The sequence below is a fragment of the Bradyrhizobium sp. Crot121 genome (genome assembly GCF_059512385.1).
Genome location: NZ_JCAMOR010000114.1, coordinates 1 through 16,868, shown reverse-complemented (window position 1 = coordinate 16,868; position 16,868 = coordinate 1). Strand labels below are relative to the sequence as shown.

Sequence of the window (16,868 nt, the reverse complement as noted above, 5' to 3'; positions counted from 1 at the left end):
GCCGAACCGGATCCGCTCACTATCGCCGGCCGCCCCACGGTCGCGAATCTTCGCCCGCGCGACCTCGACCGGACCGATGCCCGTCGCAATCGTTCGCACCGGGCCGTAACCATGCCGCACGACACGGGCGCGTCCGTCGGCAAGCTTCAAATCCTTCATCGTGGCAAGAAAGGTCTCGACTTCGACCTCGACGGCCTGCGCCAGAAGCTGCCGCGCACCAGCACGCAGGATATTGGTCAGTGGATCGTCGATCTCGTCGGGCTGACGGAGCGGGACAATGTTGCTAGTCTCGTTCATGGCGTATCGCTCTCCTTGAGAGGTTCTGGCAGGCTTCGACACCCGCCTCGATACGCCGCCTATCTCAGTCCGTCATCACCCAGTTTCCCGCATAGCTCCCTATGACGAGGTCGCCGAAGGGCCAATACCGGAAGTAGCCAGCCTAATCGATCACCCGGTCGATGCGGGCGCTGAACGTCGGCGAAAATTCGAGCGATCCGCTCCGTCAATCTTCCGCGCGCCAGGTGACTACCTATTCAAATGCCGCGATTGCAAGCACAACGGCGGCAAGGATCGGACCTGCATCGGCGACAAGCGGGCGATCATGTGCGCTGACTGCGCCTACGCACTGCCCAATGATCACGAACCTAGAAATATCGCCACGGACAAGCACCCGCAATCTGTGCGTTAGGAACTTTGTTCAATCTCAAGATCCTTCTAATATTTGCACTGCCGCAGGCAGGACAGAAGTACCAAGACTCACTTGCGATTACCCTCCGACCCGGACTGGGATTGCTACCGCACATCGTTCGATGACATTGAAAACCGTCACAAGCATCATAACCGATGAATGCAACTTCAGGGGCGGGATAACCTGAACAATACACTTTCGTTCCAGTCCAGCATTTGTCACCGTCCCCTTTTGAATCACTCCTCACGTATGTCATTCCCAGATCGGTGCAGTCTGCTGGCGACCCAAAGCGAAATGGGGCTGTCCCGATCCAGATTCCCCGGCTCCGCAAATGCATCCCTGGTTAGCAAGATAGCGCTTACTGCGAAGACTATCCTGAATAGGATCATAGAAGAGCCTCCCTATCTGTGACAGATGTGGAGGGGGATATCTGACCCACCGCAGAAGATATTTGAGCAACCAGAGACGCCTGTAAAGAAAGATCCGTATGTCGCACGACTCACCAGTGGTCAATCGCGCTCATTGCTTTCCTTTTGCTTCATGATTTCGCGGAGAGACTTCGGCCGCGGAGGTGACCTGTAGCGGCCCTCCCACGAGGCCGCGATCACGCCCTCGAAGGGAGCTTCCCCCGAGTGCAACTCGGCATTCCGCTATCGGTTGTGACTAGTTTAGCGTTCGCCGCGCCAGGCCCTGCCACCGAAATGCCCATGCCGATCCTCGACGAGACAACGCAGCCTGATCCGGCAGGGATGGAGGAGGTGCTAAATCGAAATGACCATCATACGCTGGATGCGAAGGACCATCACGGGTCGATGTCGCATTTGGGTCAAACTGAAGAAGAACGTGCGGTGATGGCCGAACAATTCGCAGGCGCATATTTGCTGAAGTAGAAATCCCGGCTTGGTCGGGGTGGGGTACCTGGCATTGCCGGCTACAAGGCGATCAACGCACTGGACTCTATGATCGGCCATCATACGCCGCGACACGAAGCTCTTGGTTGGGCTGCGGCGCGCGCATCGATGATGTGGCAAACTTCATTCCAGCTCGCCTGACCGCTGTTCTCTTCGTGCTGCGCGCCCCGGTCTTCGCAGGGTGGTCATGCATGATGCGCGATGCGAACCGGCGCCGCTCGATTAATGCCGGCTGGCTCGAAGCCGCCATAGCTGGAGCGCTCGGCGAGCGGCTCAGCGGTCCGCGAGCGTATCACGAGACCATCGCGGCGGGAACTCGAGGCGCTCGCGAGGGCTGAGCTCGCGATCGTGGTCAACCCGAACGATCCCGACGGAAAGCATCATGATCAGAGTGAACTTCTTTCGATCCTGCCGCGTGTCGGCCGTCTAGTGATCGACGAAAGCTTTACCGAGCTAGCCCTGGCTTATCACCTGCGCCCGATCAGTCCCTCTTCGCCGTCCTTGGTCGCCCTGATCTTTCGCGGACCATCTCCTTTTTCGCCATTTTGATGGCGTGGCGGGCGTCGGTGGAGCCCTCGGGCGCGACGATGTCCCCGTCCTCGGCGGCATCTGGTTCGGACATCATCCGGCGTGGTCCCTTTGGCTTGACAAGTTGCGGCCCAGAGCAAATGGTCGGCCCGCGTTGGTGCCTGTTCTGCGACAGGCGAAGAGGGAATGCGATAGGGCTCGAGCCAAACGGCTTGGCCTGAAAAGCAGCCGCCCCCGCGACCGTGACCGGAGAGATGCCCGAAGCCACTGATCCCCTGGGGATCGGGAAGGCGGGGATCGAAGGGAAAGACCCTGCTCCGCAAGCCGGGAGACCTGCCAGCGCAACGTTGAGACCGGCGGACGGGGTGTTCCGCGACGGGGAAAGCGAAGCCTCCTCAAGGACGGTTCGTGCACCTCATCGCTTCCCGCCGTCAATTCAGGAAGGGGCGATGATCGTCACTCTTCACGTTTGCATCACATGCCGCCCGGGCCAGACGCTCGGGGAAGGCGAGATTACGCCCGGTGCGCGCCTGCATGCCGCTATTCTCGACGCGGGCGTGCCTGACGGCGTCGTCGTTCCCGTCGAATGCCTGTCCGCCTGTAACCAGGGCTGCTCGGTCGCGCTCAGCGCGCCGGGACGGTGGTCCTATGTCTACGGTCGCTTGTCCGATGGCAACGCGCACGACGTGATTGCCGGCGCGTCAGCTTACGCGGCGGCACCCGATGGCATCGTGCCATGGCGCAGCCGGCCGGAGATCTTCCGCAAACAATCGCTCGCTCGCATTCCACCTATCGCCGCCCTGCCAGAAGCCGCGGAATGAACACGCTCGCAAAAGTCCCTGTCACGGTCGTCACTGGCTTGGCATCACTCTGGAAGACGCGCCGAAATTCGATCGCGGCTGCGCCGCGCGAGGCGTCATGAGTACGGTCGCTATCAAGGGCTGGTGCCCTGGCGCGTTGCGGCCGATGCAGTCAGGCGACGGGCTCGTGGTCCGCGTGCGCCCCTATGGCGGAAGGCTCGATGCGGCACAGGCGGCAGGGCTGGCTGATCTGGCAGAGTGTTACGGCAACGGCTTGATCGACTTGACCAGCCGGGCCAACTTCCAGATCAGAGGCGTGAGTGATCAGGGACACTTGTCTCTGCTCGACGGTCTCGCCCAATTGAAGCTGCTTGACCATGATCCGGAGGCCGAGTCGCATCGCAACATCCTGGTGACACCGTTCTGGGGCATAGGCGATGACACGCGTTCGCTCGCAGCCGAACTGGAGCAGGCCCTTGCCGGCAGTGGGCTAGCTCTTCCGACCAAATTTGGCTTCGCTGTCGATGACGGCAAGGAACGGGTGCTTGCTGGCGCATCCGCGGACATTCGGATCGAGCGTGGCCGCGCGGGCGGCCTTTTGGTGCGCGCCGATGGCGCTGAGTTTGGTCGCTCCGTTACGCGCGGCGACGCTGTGAGCGTTGCAGTCGCGCTTGCCGAATGGTTCATTACCTCAGGCGGCACCAGCGGCAGGCGAGGGCGCATGGCCGCCCACATCATGGCCGGCGCGAGATTGCCGGATGCACTGCTCGGTAGGACCGAGCCCGCACCGACGATCGCTGTGCCTCGTCCCGGTCTTTGTCCGCTGGGTGCGATGGTCGGCGTCGCATTCGGGCAACTGCCCCATTCGGCGCTTCGGCTTATTGCCGCAGATGCGCAAGGGTTGCGTATGACACCGTGGCGGATGATTCTTGCTGAGGGAGCACGCACGATGCCGCGCGGTGCGGACCTCATCACCGAGGCCGATGACCCAGCGCTTCGCGTCATCGCTTGCAGCGGCGCGCCGCGCTGCCGCGAGGCTCTTGCCGATACCCGCACGCTGGCTGCCGCGCTTGCGCCGCACATCGCCGCGGACGCGCGCCTCCACGTTTCGGGCTGCGCCAAGGGCTGCGCGCATTCCGGGGCGACCGCGATCACGCTGGTTGCGACCAGCGCCGGATTCGATCTCATCCGCGACGGCTCGCCGCGCGCCGCGCCAGTTATGCGTGGCTTGAGCCACGGCGTCATCATCGAAAATCCCTCCATGCTGGCGGGAGGACGCTGATGCCGCACATTTATGAAACCGACGGTGCAGCGATCTATCGACAGTCCTTTGCCACCATCCGCGCCGAGGCGGACTTGACGCGCTTCACGCCCGATGAAGAACAGGTGGTCGTGCGCATGATCCATGCCGCCGGCATGGTAGGGCTCGAGGCCCATATCCGTTTCACGCCCGGCATGGTGGCGGCGGCGCGGGATGCGCTGCAGGCCGGCGCGCCCGTACTTTGCGACACGCGTATGGTGTCCGAGGGGATTACACGCGCGCGGTTGCCGGCGGTCAATGCCATCGTCTGCACGCTCGGCGACCCCGCCGTTCACGTACTGGCACAATCCATGCGCGATACCCGTTCGGCCGCGGCACTGGAACTGTGGCGACCGCACCTCGATGGCGCCCTTGTCGCGATCGGCAACGCGCCCACCGCGCTGTTTCACCTCCTCAACATGCTGGAGGATCGCGATTGCCCGAGGCCGGCTGCAATCATTGGCTGTCCGGTCGGCTTCGTCGGCGCGGCTGAATCCAAGGCCGCGCTGATGGCCGATCCGCCGGCGCCCGCCCTGACAATTGAAGGACGCCTCGGCGGCTCGGCGATCACCGTCGCCGCCGTGAACGCGCTCGCGAGCCGGAGCGAATAGCGATGGGGCGCATCATTTGCTGCGGCCTCGGGCCAGGCAATCCGGACTTGATGAGCGTGCGCGCGGACCGCGAGGTGCGCGCAGCCAGGCACGTCGCCTATTTCCGCAAGAAAGGGCGTCCCGGTCAGGCCCGCCGCATTGTCGAAGGCATGCTGGCCGCCAATGTCTCCGAATATCCGATGGAATATCCGGTCACCACCGAGCTCTCCTTCGACAGTCCGGATTACCTTCGCGTGCTCGCCGGCTTCTATGAAGAATGGGCGGAGCGTCTGGCGCGGCTTGCGCTCGCGGTCGATGTCGTCGTGCTCTGCGAAGGCGATCCCTACTTCTATGGCTCCTTCATGCATTTGCACGCGGGCCTGCGAGGCCGCGTCGAGATCGAGGTGATCGCGGGCATTCCGGGCATGGCCGGCTGCTGGAATGTGGTCGGTCAGCCGATTGCGTTGGGCGATGACGTGACGACCGTCTTGATGGGCACAATGGCGGAGGATGAACTCGAACGGCGGATGCGCAATTCGGACGCGCTCGTCGTCATGAAGACCGGGCGCAACCTCCAAAAGGTGCGCCGTGCGCTCGCCTCCGCCGGTCGTCTCAATGATGCCTGGCTGGTCGAGCGCGGCACCATGCCGGGCGAGCGTGTCGCGCGGCTGGTCGATGTCGAGGAAACCGATTGCCCCTATTTTGCAATCGTGCTCGTGCATGGAACGGGATGGCGCGCGGACAACATCGCATGACGGGATCGCTGACGATCGCGGGACTTGGGCCGGGCGATGAGGCGCTGGTCACGCCGGAGGTGACGGCCGCGCTAGCTACCGCGACCGACATTCTGGGCTATGCGCCCTATGTCGCGCGCGTAGCGCCGCGCGAAGGGCTCACGTTCCATCCGTCGGACAATCGCATGGAGTTGCAACGCGCAGCCCACGCTTTGCGGCTGGCATCAGAGGGACGCAACGTGGTGCTGGTATCCTCTGGCGATTCCGGCATCTTTGCGATGGCTTCTGCCGTGTTCGAAGCGCTCGAAGAGACGCCGCAATACCAGGGGCTTCCGATCCGGGTGCTCCCTGGCGTGACCGCAATGCTGGCGGCGGCCGCGCGCGCCGGCGCGCCGCTCGGACACGATTTCTGTGCCATTAATCTCTCCGACAATCTGAAATCGTGGGCGGTGATCGAGAAACGGCTGCGGCTTGCGGCCGAAGCTGATTTTGCCATCGCGATGTACAATCCGCGCTCGGCGAGCCGGCTGGAGGGATTTGGACGCGCGCTCTCAGTGTTGAAGGAGGCCGGGTGCGGCGACCGTCTCGTGATATTCGCGCGCGCGGTCAGCACACCCGATGAGCGGATTGAAATGATCAAATTGAGCGAGGCGTTGCCCGAGATGGCCGACATGCGTACGCTCGTGATCATCGGCAATTCGGCGACGCGACGCGTTGGCCGCTGGGTCTATGCGCCGAGGCACGCCCGATGACCGAGCCATTGCATCACCTCGGCCACGCTTTCCATCCGCGTCCGCTCAGGCAGAGGCGGCCGCGAGATCATGATCACGGGAAGGCCGAGCGCACGCGCAGCGTCGATTTTTGCGCGCGCGCCTTCGCCCCCGGAATTGCGGGCGACAATCCATTCGATGCCGCGCGTGCGCATCATCTCCAGCTCACTTTGAAGAGTGAATGGCCCGCGCGACACGATGACGTCGGCATCGAATGGCAGTGCGCCCTCGGGCGGGTCGACGAATCGCAAGGTGTAGGCATGCTGCGGCTTCGCGCCGAACGGCGCGATGTGTTGCCGGCCGATGGCAAGAAAGACGCGCGCCCGATTTTCCGGCAAGGCGGCGACGGCGGACGCGACATCCGCAACCTCGATCCAGTTATCGTCAGTCGCCTTGGCCCAAGGCACACGCTCGATCGCGATCAGAGGCGTTCCGCTTGCCGCGCACGCGGCAGCCGCGTTGCGGCTCATTTCGGCCGCAAACGGATGGGTTGCATCAACGACATGCGTAATGGCTTCGCGGCGAATATAGTCGGCAAGTCCGTTCGCGCCGCCGAATCCACCGACGCGGGTGGGCAGTGGCTGGTCGGCGGGGTTGCGGGTGCGTCCGCCATAGGAGTAGATCGCTTCGAGGCCCGCCCGCGCAATTGCTGCAGCGAGCAAATTGGCCTCACTCGTTCCGCCCAGAATGAGGGCGCGCGTCATGGCTGATCCCTGGCTGACCATCATCGGTATCGGCGAGGATGGCCTTGCCGGCCTCTCCGAGGCAAGCCGAAAGGCGCTTTTTGAAGCCGAAACCGTCTTTGGTGGCGAGCGCCATCTTGCGCTCGCAGGCATAACCGAACGCACCCGGCCCTGGCCAGTGCCGTTCGATGCCGACGCTGTGCTGAGCTGCCGCGGCCGCCCGACGGCGGTGCTCGCCTCGGGCGACCCGTTCTGGCATGGCGTCGGCGGCAGTCTTGCGGAGAAGCTCGAGGCAGGCGAGTGGATCGCGCATTCCGCGCCTTCGACATTCTCGCTCGCCGCAGCGCGGCTCGGCTGGCGTCTTGAGTCCGTCATCTGTCTCGGACTGCACGCCGCGCCGTTCGAACGGCTCGTGCCGCATCTCGCGCGCGGCGCACAGATCATTTGCCTGGTGCGCGATGCCAGGGCGGCTGGTGACCTTGCGAGATGGTTGACAGAGCAGGGGTGGGACGCATCGTCGTTCTGGACCCTCGCCGCGCTGGGCGGCCCACGTGAGAAGATCATGCAGCATCGCGCAGACAGCTATGCCGGTGATTTGGCCGATGGCCCGGTCGCGGTTGCGCTGAAGGCCAGCGGAGCACAAGGCATCACCCGCAGTTCGGGGCTGCCGGACGATCTCTTCGCGCATGATGGCCAGATGACGAAGCGGCCGGTGCGTGCGCTCGCTCTTTCGGCGCTGGCGCCGCGACTGGGCGAACGGTTGTGGGATATCGGCGCAGGCTCTGGCTCGATCTCGATCGAATGGGCGCTGTGCGGCGGGATCGCGGTGGCCGTCGAGGCGCGCGATGACCGCGCCGCGAACATCCGCCGCAATGCAGCGAGTTTCGGGCTGTCGCACCGGGTCACCGTCATTGGCGGGACTGCTCCCGACGCTCTCGCTGCACTTGAAACGCCGGATGCTGTGTTCCTCGGCGGAGGTCTCGACAGCGCGATGTTCGATGCCGTCTGGTCGCGCGTTGTCCCGGGTACGCGGCTGGTCGCGCACGCCATAACGCTCGAGACGGAAGCGTTTCTCGTGGAACTGCACCACCGCCACGGCGGCGGGTTGATGCGGATCGAGCTCGCGCATGCAGGACGACTCGGCCATTACCGCTCCTGGGAGGCGACACGGCCGGTCGTGCAATGGAGCGTGGTCAGATGAAGGTCGCGGGCTTGGGATTCCAACGCGACGCCACGCTCGACGCGCTCCGCGAAGCGCTCGTGGCGGCCGGCGGACCCGCCGGAATCGCGGCGGTGGCAACCGTTAGCGACAAGGCGGAAGCGGGTGCCCTGAAGTTGCTCGCGCGAGAATGCGGCGTGCCGATCAAGGCGATTCCAGCTGAAGTTCTGACAGGCATCGCAACGCCGACTCAGTCAAAACTCATCAGGGACAAGTTTGGCACGGGATCGGTCGCCGAGGCTGCCGCGCTCGCCGCGGCCGGCCGTCGCGCGCGGCTAATTTCGAGGCGGTCGATCTCGCAGGACCGGACGGCAACCGCTGCCATTGCGGAGGGAGACGGCGAATGACGGTGCATTTCATCGGTGCAGGGCCGGGCGCCGCGGATCTCTTGACCTTGCGTGGCCGCGATCTCATCGCCTCTTGTCCGATCTGTCTCTATGCCGGCTCGCTGGTGCCGGCGGGCGTGCTGGCGCATTGCCCGCAAGGCGCGCGAATCGTTAACACCGCGCCACTGTCGCTCGACGAGATCATCGCAGAAATCGCAGGTGCGCATGCCGACGGCAAGGATGTGGCACGGCTGCACTCGGGTGATCTCTCGATCTGGTCGGCGATGGGCGAACAATTGCGCCGCCTGCGCGCGCTCGGTATTTCATATTCCGTGACGCCGGGTGTTCCCGCCTTTTCCGCGGCCGCGGCAGCGCTGCAAGCTGAGCTGACATTGCCGGGGTTGGCCCAATCGGTGGTGCTGACGCGTACGCCGGGCCGGGCCAGCGCGATGCCGGAGGGCGAGAACCTCGCCGCGTTCGCCGCAACCGGCGCGGTGCTCGCCATTCATCTGTCGATCCATTTACTCGATAAGGTCGTCGCCGAACTCGCGCCGCATTACGGCGCGGACTGCCCGGTGGCGATCGTCTGGCGCGCGAGCTGGCCAGACCAGCGCATCGTCCGCGCCACGCTCGCCACAGTTGAAGCCGCTCTTGGTGCTGAGCTCGAGCGGACCGCACTCATCCTGGTGGGCAAGACCTTGGGTTCGGAGGAGTTTGCCGAGAGTCGTCTCTACGCCGCCGACTATGATCGCCGCTACCGGCCGATCGGGCCGGTACCGCGCTTTCCGGAGGCGTCGTGATGGGGGCGGGCCTCGTCATCTCGGCGCCGGCCTCCGGCGTCGGCAAGACGACGCTGACGCTGGCGCTCGCGCGCGCCTATCGCGACCGCGGATTGAAGGTGCAGTGCTTCAAGAGCGGGCCCGATTATATCGACCCGGCGTTTCATGCCGCCGCCGCCGGATGCCCGTCCGTCAACGTGGACAGTTGGGCGATGGATCGCGCGGCGATCGAGCACCTCGTTGGCCGTGGTGCGGATGCCGACCTCGTTCTAACCGAGGGTTCGATGGGCTTGTTTGACGGCGCGGCCGCACGCGGCGTCTCCGGCACCGGCGCCACCGCCGACATTGCCGAGATGATCGGTTGGCCAGTGCTGCTCGTGATCGATCCGTGCGGACAGGCCCAGACGGCCGCGGCCGTGGCCGCGGGTCTGCGCGATTTTCGCGCGGGTGTGCGCCTTGCCTGTGTCGTGTTGAATCGCGTCGCGAGTCCGCGCCACGAGGAGCTCGTGCGCAGTGCCTTCGCCAATGCCGGCATACCCGTGCTCGGGGCCTTGCCTCGCCACGCCGAAATCAGCTTGCCGAAACGGCATCTCGGCCTGGTGCAGGCGGAGGAGCAGGCTCAGATCAGTGGCCTGATCGGTGAGGCCGCGCGCTTCGTCAGCGCGCATGTCGATCTCGACGCCGTGCTGCAAGCGGCGTCCAGCTGGTCGCCGCAACCGTCCGCGCGCGGGCTCGGCGTCGATCCGCCCGGTCAACGCATTACGCTCGCTCGCGATGCGGCGTTCTCCTTTGTCTATCCGCATATGTTGGAGGCCTGGCGCTCCGCGGGCGCCGAGATCACGACCTTCTCGCCGCTCGCCGATGAAGGCCCCGATGAAAGCGCCGATGTGTGCTGGCTGCCCGGCGGCTATCCCGAACTGCACGCCGGCCGCCTCACGGCCAACGCACGATTTCGCACCGCTCTCCGCGCCTTTGCGGCGACGCGCCCCGTGCACGGCGAATGTGGGGGTTATATGGTGCTGGGTGCGGCTTTGGCGGATGCCGAAGGCGCGCGCCACGAGATGGTCGGCTTGCTCGGTCTGGAGACGAGCTTTGCCAAACGTCGCATGCACCTCGGCTATCGTCTCGCCGAGCTCGCGGCGCCGATCCCTGGACATCAAGCCGGCGCGCGCTTGCGTGGCCATGAGTTTCACTATTCCACGATCGTCGCACAGCCAGATACGCCGCTCGCAGTCGTCCGCGACGCGACCGGGGCGATCGTCGCCGAGACCGGCTCGCGGCGCGGTCACGCGACCGGCACATTCTTTCACCTGATTGCGGAGGACCGGTGAGGGGCTTCGTCTCTTTCATCTCCGCCGGTCCCGGCGATCCCGAGCTCCTGACGTTGAAAGGGGCCGCGCGGCTTCGCGAGGCCGACGTCGTACTCTATGACGATCTCGCGTCAGGCGCGATCCTCGACCGTGTCCGTCCCGGCGCCAATCTCGTCGCGGTTGGAAAACGCGCCGGCCGTCCCTCGACCAAGCAGCAGCATGTCAACCGGCTCCTGGTCGACTATGCCTCGACCGGCGCGCGCGTGGTGCGCCTGAAATCCGGCGATGCCGGCGTCTTCGGCCGTCTCGAAGAGGAGATCGAGACGCTGCGCGCGGCTGATATCGGCTATGAGATCATTCCCGGCGTGACCGCGGCCTGCGCTGCCGCCGCGCAGGCCGGCGTTCCGTTGACGCGACGCCACACGTCGCGCCGGGTCCAGTTCGTGACCGCAGCCGATGTCACCGGCGAATTGCCGCAAAATCTCAATTGGGCGGCCCTCGCCGATTCGGAAGCAACCACCGTGGTCTATATGGGCCGGCGGACATTCCCCGCTCTGGCGGCAAAGCTGATCGCGCATGGTCTTGCGCCTGATACCCCGGCGCTGCTTGCGGAATCCTTAGGCCACTCCGATGAGCGGCTTGTCCGCACCACCATCGCAGAGCTCGCCGAACGTCTTGCGCAAGCCGAAGCCGTGACCAAAGCCGCCGTCATTCTGTTCGGCGCGCTTGCAGGAGATTCTGCCTGATGATGTCGGCGTCCGCCCTCGCTCGCCCCTTGACGCCTGCTGTTCGAAAAGAGCACACAAGAGGGCATGGTGCTCGAAGCGGCGCAAAGCGCCGGAACATAATCGGGAATGGGGTAGGGCGGACCCATTGCGCGCGCCCGGAAGCCCCGGCCGCCCGTGGACCCAGGGCCGTCGGGTGTGACGGCAGGAAGGACTTGAGATCATGCATATCGAACCGGGAATCGTAACGGGCGCCAAGCTCGTGTTGAGTTATGCGACGGGCATCGCCGCGGGCGCTGTCGCGCTCAAGCTCGCGGTCGAGACCGTGCGCGAGCAGGGCATCGGATCGTTGGCTGTGCGGATAATGGCCACGACAGCGCTTGTGCTCACGTTCTTCGAGATCCTGCCGCATTTCTCGGTCGGGGTCTCCGAGGTGCACTTCATCCTCGGCTCGACGTTGTTCTTATTGTTCGGCGCGGCGCCAGCTGCCTTGGGACTTGCGCTCGGTCTACTGTTGCAGGGACTATTCTTCGTGCCGACCGATCTGCCGCAATACGGCATGAACGTCACGACGCTGTTGGTGCCACTATTTGCGATCCAGGCGCTCGGCCAGCGCATCGTTCCACGCAACACGGCCTATGTGGACTTGCAATATCGCCAGGCCCTCGCGCTCTCGACTGCATACCAGTCGGGCATCGTGGCGTGGGTCGCCTTCTGGGCGCTCTATGGTGCGGGCTTTGGCGCCGCCAATCTCGCCAACATCGAGACCTTCGCGGCGTCCTATGCGCTAGTCGTATTGATCGAGCCGTTGGCCGATCTCGCCGTGTTGGCGCTCGCCAAATCGCTGCGTGCCGTGACCGCGGAGGGGTTCGTCACCCGCCGCCTGCACAACGCTGCCTAGAGACAATGCGAACGGCGGCCGCCATGGCCGCTCTTCGCTCAAGCAATGCTCACGATCTCCTTGATAGGCATCGGTTGCGGCGATCCCGAGCAACTCACGCTCGCGGCAATCCGTGCCATCAACGCAGCCGATCTCATTCTCATTCCGCGCAAGGGAATGGCGAAGTCCGAGCTCGCCGAATTGCGGCGGGCCATTTGCAAAGACGTACTTACCAATGCAGCGGCACGCATCGCGGAATTCGACCTGCCGGTTCGTGACGCAGACGAAACGGATTACCGCAAGCGCGTGGACGAATGGCACGACGCGGTCGCCGCAACCTGGTCGCAGACGATCACCGGCCATTTGGGACGCGAGGGGCGGATTGCGCTGCTGATCTGGGGCGATCCTTCGCTCTATGACTCGTCCCTGCGCATCGCGCGACGGCTCGATCCCACACCTATGATCGAAGTGATCCCCGGCATAACGTCGATCCAGGCATTGTGCGCGGCCCACGCGCTGCCGTTGAACGATGTCGGCGAGCCTTTTCTGGTCACGACGGGACGGCGGTTGCGCGAAGGCGGCTGGCCGCCCGGCACCGATACCGTGGTCGTGATGCTCGACGGTGGCACGGCGTTTCAGTCGCTCGACGCGCACGGCCTGCACATCTGGTGGGGCGCCTATCTCGGTACGCCGGATCAGATCATTATGTCGGGCGAGCTATCCGAGATGGGTCCGCGCATCACTGCCGCGCGGCAGGAGGCGCGCGCACGGCACGGGTGGATCATGGACAGCTACATTCTCAAACGTAGATCGTGAAGCGGCCATTCGTCGCGCGAACGGAACAGAGGTACGGCAACATGCTCCCTCAATGGGTCTATCAGAAGTGCCCCGGAATCTCTGCCGTCCATCGCGAGGCGGCCGTCGCGGTTGCTCTAAAACTGTCCGCTAGGATCGCAGTCGCCGCCAACCTATCACGATACCGCTCGTCGACACGACGATTCCAATGAGCGACAGGAGCACCATCACGGTGTCCCATGCCGGGCGATGGCGCAGCAGCAGCGGAAAATCTAGACTGTGCATGGCATTGAATAGCCAGCGATACGTCCGGCGGCTTTTGTCGACGCGGCCGAGAATGTCGCCATTGCGCGGATCAATGTAGAACCAGCTCTGAGCCGCGTCCTCGAAGCCCACGCGCAGCACCGGCAGAGGGCGCTCATTGTGATGCGAATACCAATAAGCATCGAACCACGTTTGTGGGTGCGCTTCTCGATCCGAAGCCGGTGAACGCGCACTTGCAGGACACCATTCGTCGTTACCGCAAGCTCATGGGGAATGAGGAGCGAGAGCCTGAAAGCCGCCCGCAGGGTAGGAGGGCGGCTATACGCTAAAGCGTATTTATATGGTGTATACGCTGAAAGGTATATCCATTTTTAACCTCTGAAGCGTATATTGACATTTAACCTCTAGAGCGTATATGGCGTGCCTAGAGAGGTACGCCGTGGACCAGATCGCCCGAACGCCCAAGCAAATCGGAGATGCCATCCGCCGGCAACGCCGCAACCTTGGCCTGAACCAGACCCGCGTCAGGGACAAGACAAAGCTACGGCAAGCAACTATCTCGGCCGTCGAGAGTGGCGCGCCCGGGACTCAGCTCGGAACGCTTTGTGATATTCTCGCAGCGCTCGACCTCGAGTTCGTTATCCGTCCCAGGACGAAGGCAAAGCCGGCCGAGATCGAGGACATCTTTTGATGGCTCGCCCGCGGCGGCATATCCCGCTCAATGTCTTCTTGAACGGCCGTCTCGTCGGGCGCCTGAACAGGCAATCCAGCGGCGCAATCGACTTTCAGTACGATCCGTCCTGGCTTGCCTGGGAGCATGCGCTGCCCGTGTCGCTATCTCTGCCTCTGCGTGAGGACCGCTATATCGGTGCGCCTGTCATCGCCGTCTTCGACAATCTCCTGCCCGACAGCACGCCCATCCGTCGTCGCATGGCGGAGCGAGTCCACGCTCAGGGCATCGACGCTTACGACCTACTTGCCCCTGTCGGACGGGATTGCGTCGGCGCACTGCAATTCCTGCCGGACGGTATCGAACCCGGCGCCGCCGGTGCTGTCGACGGCAGACCTGTTAACGACAAGGAAATCGCGCAGCTTCTCGGCGACCTTGCATCGGCTCCCCTTGGGCTTGGCGAGGACGAGGACTTTCGGATCTCGATCGCCGGCGCCCAGGAAAAGACCGCGCTCTTGTTCTGGAAAGGGCGTTGGTACAAGCCGCTGGCGACTACAGCTACGACGCACATCCTCAAACCGCAGATTGGCCGACTGCCGAACGGCATCGATCTTTCCTACAGCGTCGAGAATGAGTTCTTCTGTCTCAAGCTGACAGCCGCCCTTGGGTTTCCGAGCGCCCCGGTCGCCATTGAGGAGTTTGAGGGTAACCGCGTGCTCGTGGTCGAGCGGTTCGATCGCCGCTGGACCAGCGACAACCGTCTCCTGCGTTTGCCCCAAGAGGATTGCTGCCAGGCTTTGTCCGTGCCGCCATCCTTGAAATACGAATCCGAGGGCGGGCCCGGTATTCCAGCTATCCTCAATCTGCTGAAAGGGAGCGATCAGCCAGAGGCAGATCAAACGACGTTTCTGAAAGCCGTGATTGCCTTCTGGCTTCTCGGTGCCACGGATAGGCACGCCAAAAATTTCAGCGTCTTTCTCTCTCCCGGCGGTCGCTTCCGCATGACCCCGCTCTACGATGTGATCTCAGCGCAGCCCAGCCTCGACGCAGGCCAGATCAAGCGTAACAAGATGAAGCTGGCCATGGCCGTCGGTGATAGCCGTCACTACGTCGTCGACAGCGTCATGCCGCGCCATTTTGTCCAGACCGCTGCCAAGGCAGGGATTGGCGCGGGACTCGTGACCGCGATCTTCGATGAGCTGCGCGCACAGGCGCCGGCGGCGGTCGAACAGGTCACCGCGGCGCTCCCGAAGGCATTTCCTGCCGAAGTCGCTGATAGCATCAATAATGGGGTCAAGGCTCGTCTGCGCAGGTTGGAGGATGCGTGATGCCAAAGATCGATGTGCCACCAGTTAATCGAAGCCGAGGGGCATCTCTGCCCATCGCCACGCTGGACCAGCGAGATTGATCATGGGGCCAAAGCTCGATTCAGCGATGCTCCAGAACTGGAATCTGGCCCCATTCACCTATGAGAATCCCGAGGGCACAACATTCTTTGCCCCCGAGCGATCCTGCCTGGAGCTCGCCGACACGCCCCAAACGGCCCTGGCGGTCTCGATCGCGCGCCGTTCGCGATTCCTGTCGCGCACAAAGGAAGCGGCAGCCGGCCTCGACATGCGGATGTTGAAGACCCCCGTCGAGGGGAAGTTCATCGACCTGCGCACCGTGTCGGCCGAACTTCCGCGAGAGCAACGCTGGTCATTGGGCAACGCGGTCCCAGCCGACATCGACGGTGTCCTGTTTCGGCCGGCCGAGCGCCCCACGGCAACGGCGATTGCCGTCCTCAAGGGACAGGCGCTCGGCCGATCGATTCAGACAACGCACTATCGCTTTGAATGGAACGGCGTTCGCATCGACAGGCTCTACCCGAGATTCTCGCGGGAAAGGAGGAGGTTCTTGCAGCGTAGAATCGAAATGGCGCTGTCCTGGGCAAAGGCCGTTTGGCGCGCGATCTGGTCACGCCGACCATTCACGCCGCGTCGCTCGCCCACGCAACGACACACGCCGGAACCGCGGACCCGCCTTGCGCATTGGCGGGGGACCGGTTCAGCACCAGCAGGCCATTGGACCGCCTGTCACCCCTCCACCGAGCACATCTTCAAGGCCGAGGTCACGTGTTCGCATGGTCACCGACTTACACTCAAGGGGCATTCCATCAGCGCCAGGGGCCAGGTTCAGCCGAGCGTGATTTGCAGGCATCCCGGCTGCGACTTCCACGAATTCGTCATGCTCGACAACTGGTCGCACCGGCGAGCGGCGCAGACCGCGCTGCCGCGCTAGCGAGAACGGGCAACCAGGGTCCTCGGCAACATGAAGCGTCACACCGTCATCGTCGAGGGCACTCTCTCCTTTCGCATGCAACGTGTCGCAGCGGCGCGTGCGGGAGACCACGGCCGCGATGTCGCCACACTACCGCTGCTCGCGGCCCGCCTCGCGGGTGGCTTCAGCCGACCCGCCGATCACGCCACCCTTGTCCCCATCGTCGGTCGAGCGCTCGCGGAGCTCGCGTTCGAAGAGCTTGAGGCAGTCAAGACCAGGCCCGGCATGGCGCGGGCCGTGCTTGCAGTCCTGGCGCGCGTATGGGCCGCAGACATTCGATTCGATGATCCGCTTTATGCGAGCGCCCGCCTGCTCGATCTGGGGCGCATCGAGACCTATCTGCGCGACCAACTGCCCATCGGCGCGCTGCCTCCGGACCTTCGCGACCAGGCGATTGTGGGTGTAGGACATGCGCCTGCGACCATCGGCAGCCTGCATTTCCACCGGCTGATCTCCATCGACCCGCTATGGCGACCGTGTGAATAAGCGCCGAACTCTGACCCCCGTATTGCCTCATCTGAGGATGTTACTTTCGCTTGACGGACGTAGCGCCGACTGTCGGCCGGTCTGAGGTTGC

The 16,868-nt window shown here is 64.0% G+C and carries 19 protein-coding genes, 3 pseudogenes and 1 riboswitch; of the genes and pseudogenes, 19 read left to right on the top strand and 3 right to left on the bottom strand.

Annotated elements, in window-relative coordinates:
• Nucleotides 1-297: pseudogene (locus tag AC5ZGW_RS42360) on the bottom strand (IS256 family transposase); the annotation flags it as partial.
• Between the two features lie 1,098 nt (nt 298-1,395).
• Here AC5ZGW_RS42360 and AC5ZGW_RS42355 point away from each other — a divergent pair.
• From AC5ZGW_RS42355 to cobJ, 8 genes and pseudogenes are all read left to right on the top strand, one after another.
• Nucleotides 1,396-1,578, top strand: a complete 183-nt coding sequence (locus AC5ZGW_RS42355; RefSeq protein ID WP_028162308.1) for a hypothetical protein — start codon at nt 1,396-1,398, stop codon at nt 1,576-1,578.
• Nucleotides 1,579-1,599: 21 nt separating this feature from the next.
• Nucleotides 1,600-1,895 (top strand): annotated as a pseudogene (locus AC5ZGW_RS42350) (CobD/CbiB family cobalamin biosynthesis protein); the annotation flags it as partial.
• A gap of 52 nt (nt 1,896-1,947) precedes the next feature.
• The gene (locus AC5ZGW_RS42345) at nt 1,948-2,148 is read left to right on the top strand and encodes a hypothetical protein (RefSeq protein ID WP_207231130.1); all 201 of its coding nucleotides are present in this window, start codon (nt 1,948-1,950) and stop codon (nt 2,146-2,148) included.
• Nucleotides 2,149-2,265: 117 nt separating this feature from the next.
• Nucleotides 2,266-2,482: riboswitch (cobalamin riboswitch) on the top strand.
• A gap of 94 nt (nt 2,483-2,576) precedes the next feature.
• On the top strand, nt 2,577-2,948 hold the full coding sequence (locus AC5ZGW_RS42340) for a DUF1636 family protein (protein WP_130229647.1): 372 nt from the start codon (nt 2,577-2,579) through the stop codon (nt 2,946-2,948).
• A 97-nt stretch (nt 2,949-3,045) separates the two neighbouring features.
• Nucleotides 3,046-4,209 (top strand): precorrin-3B synthase, encoded by a 1,164-nt coding sequence (cobG, locus tag AC5ZGW_RS42335; protein ID WP_028162311.1) that lies wholly within the window; start codon nt 3,046-3,048, stop codon nt 4,207-4,209.
• The gene (locus AC5ZGW_RS42330) at nt 4,209-4,838 is read left to right on the top strand and encodes a precorrin-8X methylmutase (RefSeq protein WP_028162312.1); all 630 of its coding nucleotides are present in this window, start codon (nt 4,209-4,211) and stop codon (nt 4,836-4,838) included. Before cobG ends, AC5ZGW_RS42330 begins: the two co-directional genes overlap by 1 nt.
• Before the next feature lie 2 nt (nt 4,839-4,840).
• Complete coding sequence (locus tag AC5ZGW_RS42325; protein ID WP_028162313.1) at nt 4,841-5,572, top strand: precorrin-2 C(20)-methyltransferase; 732 nt, start codon at nt 4,841-4,843, stop codon at nt 5,570-5,572.
• Nucleotides 5,569-6,303 carry a precorrin-3B C(17)-methyltransferase gene (gene cobJ / locus AC5ZGW_RS42320; protein WP_028162314.1) on the top strand — a complete coding sequence of 245 codons (735 nt, stop codon included), beginning with the start codon at nt 5,569-5,571 and terminating at the stop codon, nt 6,301-6,303. The genes AC5ZGW_RS42325 and cobJ overlap by 4 nt, the downstream gene beginning before the upstream one ends.
• Here the strand turns inward: cobJ and AC5ZGW_RS42315 are convergent.
• A complete protein-coding gene (locus AC5ZGW_RS42315; RefSeq protein WP_130229646.1) occupies nt 6,279-7,025 on the bottom strand; it encodes a cobalt-precorrin-6A reductase in 747 nt (248 codons plus the stop codon). The genes cobJ and AC5ZGW_RS42315 overlap by 25 nt on opposite strands.
• Between AC5ZGW_RS42315 and AC5ZGW_RS42310 the strand changes: the two genes are divergently transcribed.
• From AC5ZGW_RS42310 to cobF, 7 genes are all read left to right on the top strand, one after another.
• Nucleotides 7,024-8,205, top strand: a complete 1,182-nt coding sequence (locus tag AC5ZGW_RS42310; RefSeq protein ID WP_028162316.1) for a bifunctional cobalt-precorrin-7 (C(5))-methyltransferase/cobalt-precorrin-6B (C(15))-methyltransferase — start codon at nt 7,024-7,026, stop codon at nt 8,203-8,205. The genes AC5ZGW_RS42315 and AC5ZGW_RS42310 overlap by 2 nt on opposite strands.
• Complete coding sequence (locus AC5ZGW_RS42305) at nt 8,202-8,570, top strand: cobalamin biosynthesis protein (RefSeq protein WP_028162317.1); 369 nt, start codon at nt 8,202-8,204, stop codon at nt 8,568-8,570. The genes AC5ZGW_RS42310 and AC5ZGW_RS42305 overlap by 4 nt, the downstream gene beginning before the upstream one ends.
• Nucleotides 8,567-9,349, top strand: coding sequence for a precorrin-4 C(11)-methyltransferase (cobM, locus tag AC5ZGW_RS42300; protein ID WP_028162318.1), 783 nt, complete (start codon nt 8,567-8,569; stop codon nt 9,347-9,349). The genes AC5ZGW_RS42305 and cobM overlap by 4 nt, the downstream gene beginning before the upstream one ends.
• The gene (locus AC5ZGW_RS42295) at nt 9,349-10,659 is read left to right on the top strand and encodes a cobyrinic acid a,c-diamide synthase CobB (RefSeq protein ID WP_028162319.1); all 1,311 of its coding nucleotides are present in this window, start codon (nt 9,349-9,351) and stop codon (nt 10,657-10,659) included. Before cobM ends, AC5ZGW_RS42295 begins: the two co-directional genes overlap by 1 nt.
• Complete coding sequence (gene cobA / locus AC5ZGW_RS42290) at nt 10,656-11,384, top strand: uroporphyrinogen-III C-methyltransferase (RefSeq protein WP_028162320.1); 729 nt, start codon at nt 10,656-10,658, stop codon at nt 11,382-11,384. The genes AC5ZGW_RS42295 and cobA overlap by 4 nt, the downstream gene beginning before the upstream one ends.
• Nucleotides 11,385-11,586: 202 nt before the next feature.
• Complete coding sequence (locus AC5ZGW_RS42285) at nt 11,587-12,264, top strand: energy-coupling factor ABC transporter permease (RefSeq protein ID WP_130229644.1); 678 nt, start codon at nt 11,587-11,589, stop codon at nt 12,262-12,264.
• 45 nt (nt 12,265-12,309) lie between these two features.
• Nucleotides 12,310-13,059: a precorrin-6A synthase (deacetylating) gene (cobF, locus tag AC5ZGW_RS42280; protein ID WP_028162322.1), complete on the top strand. Its 750-nt coding sequence runs from the start codon at nt 12,310-12,312 to the stop codon at nt 13,057-13,059.
• A gap of 129 nt (nt 13,060-13,188) precedes the next feature.
• Here the strand turns inward: cobF and AC5ZGW_RS42275 are convergent.
• Nucleotides 13,189-13,521 (bottom strand): annotated as a pseudogene (locus tag AC5ZGW_RS42275) (PepSY domain-containing protein); the annotation flags it as partial.
• Between the two features lie 220 nt (nt 13,522-13,741).
• Here AC5ZGW_RS42275 and AC5ZGW_RS42270 point away from each other — a divergent pair.
• The 4 genes from AC5ZGW_RS42270 to AC5ZGW_RS42255 all read left to right on the top strand — a co-directional run bounded on the left by AC5ZGW_RS42270 (nt 13,742) and on the right by AC5ZGW_RS42255 (nt 16,777).
• A complete protein-coding gene (locus AC5ZGW_RS42270) occupies nt 13,742-13,993 on the top strand; it encodes a helix-turn-helix domain-containing protein (protein ID WP_028162324.1) in 252 nt (83 codons plus the stop codon).
• The gene (locus AC5ZGW_RS42265; protein ID WP_130229642.1) at nt 13,993-15,300 is read left to right on the top strand and encodes a type II toxin-antitoxin system HipA family toxin; all 1,308 of its coding nucleotides are present in this window, start codon (nt 13,993-13,995) and stop codon (nt 15,298-15,300) included. Before AC5ZGW_RS42270 ends, AC5ZGW_RS42265 begins: the two co-directional genes overlap by 1 nt.
• A gap of 82 nt (nt 15,301-15,382) precedes the next feature.
• Entirely contained in the window at nt 15,383-16,252 is an 870-nt protein-coding gene (locus AC5ZGW_RS42260; protein WP_130229641.1) for an RES family NAD+ phosphorylase, read from the top strand.
• A 30-nt stretch (nt 16,253-16,282) separates the two neighbouring features.
• Nucleotides 16,283-16,777: a hypothetical protein gene (locus AC5ZGW_RS42255; protein WP_028162326.1), complete on the top strand. Its 495-nt coding sequence runs from the start codon at nt 16,283-16,285 to the stop codon at nt 16,775-16,777.
• The last annotated feature ends 91 nt before the right edge of the window (nt 16,778-16,868 follow it).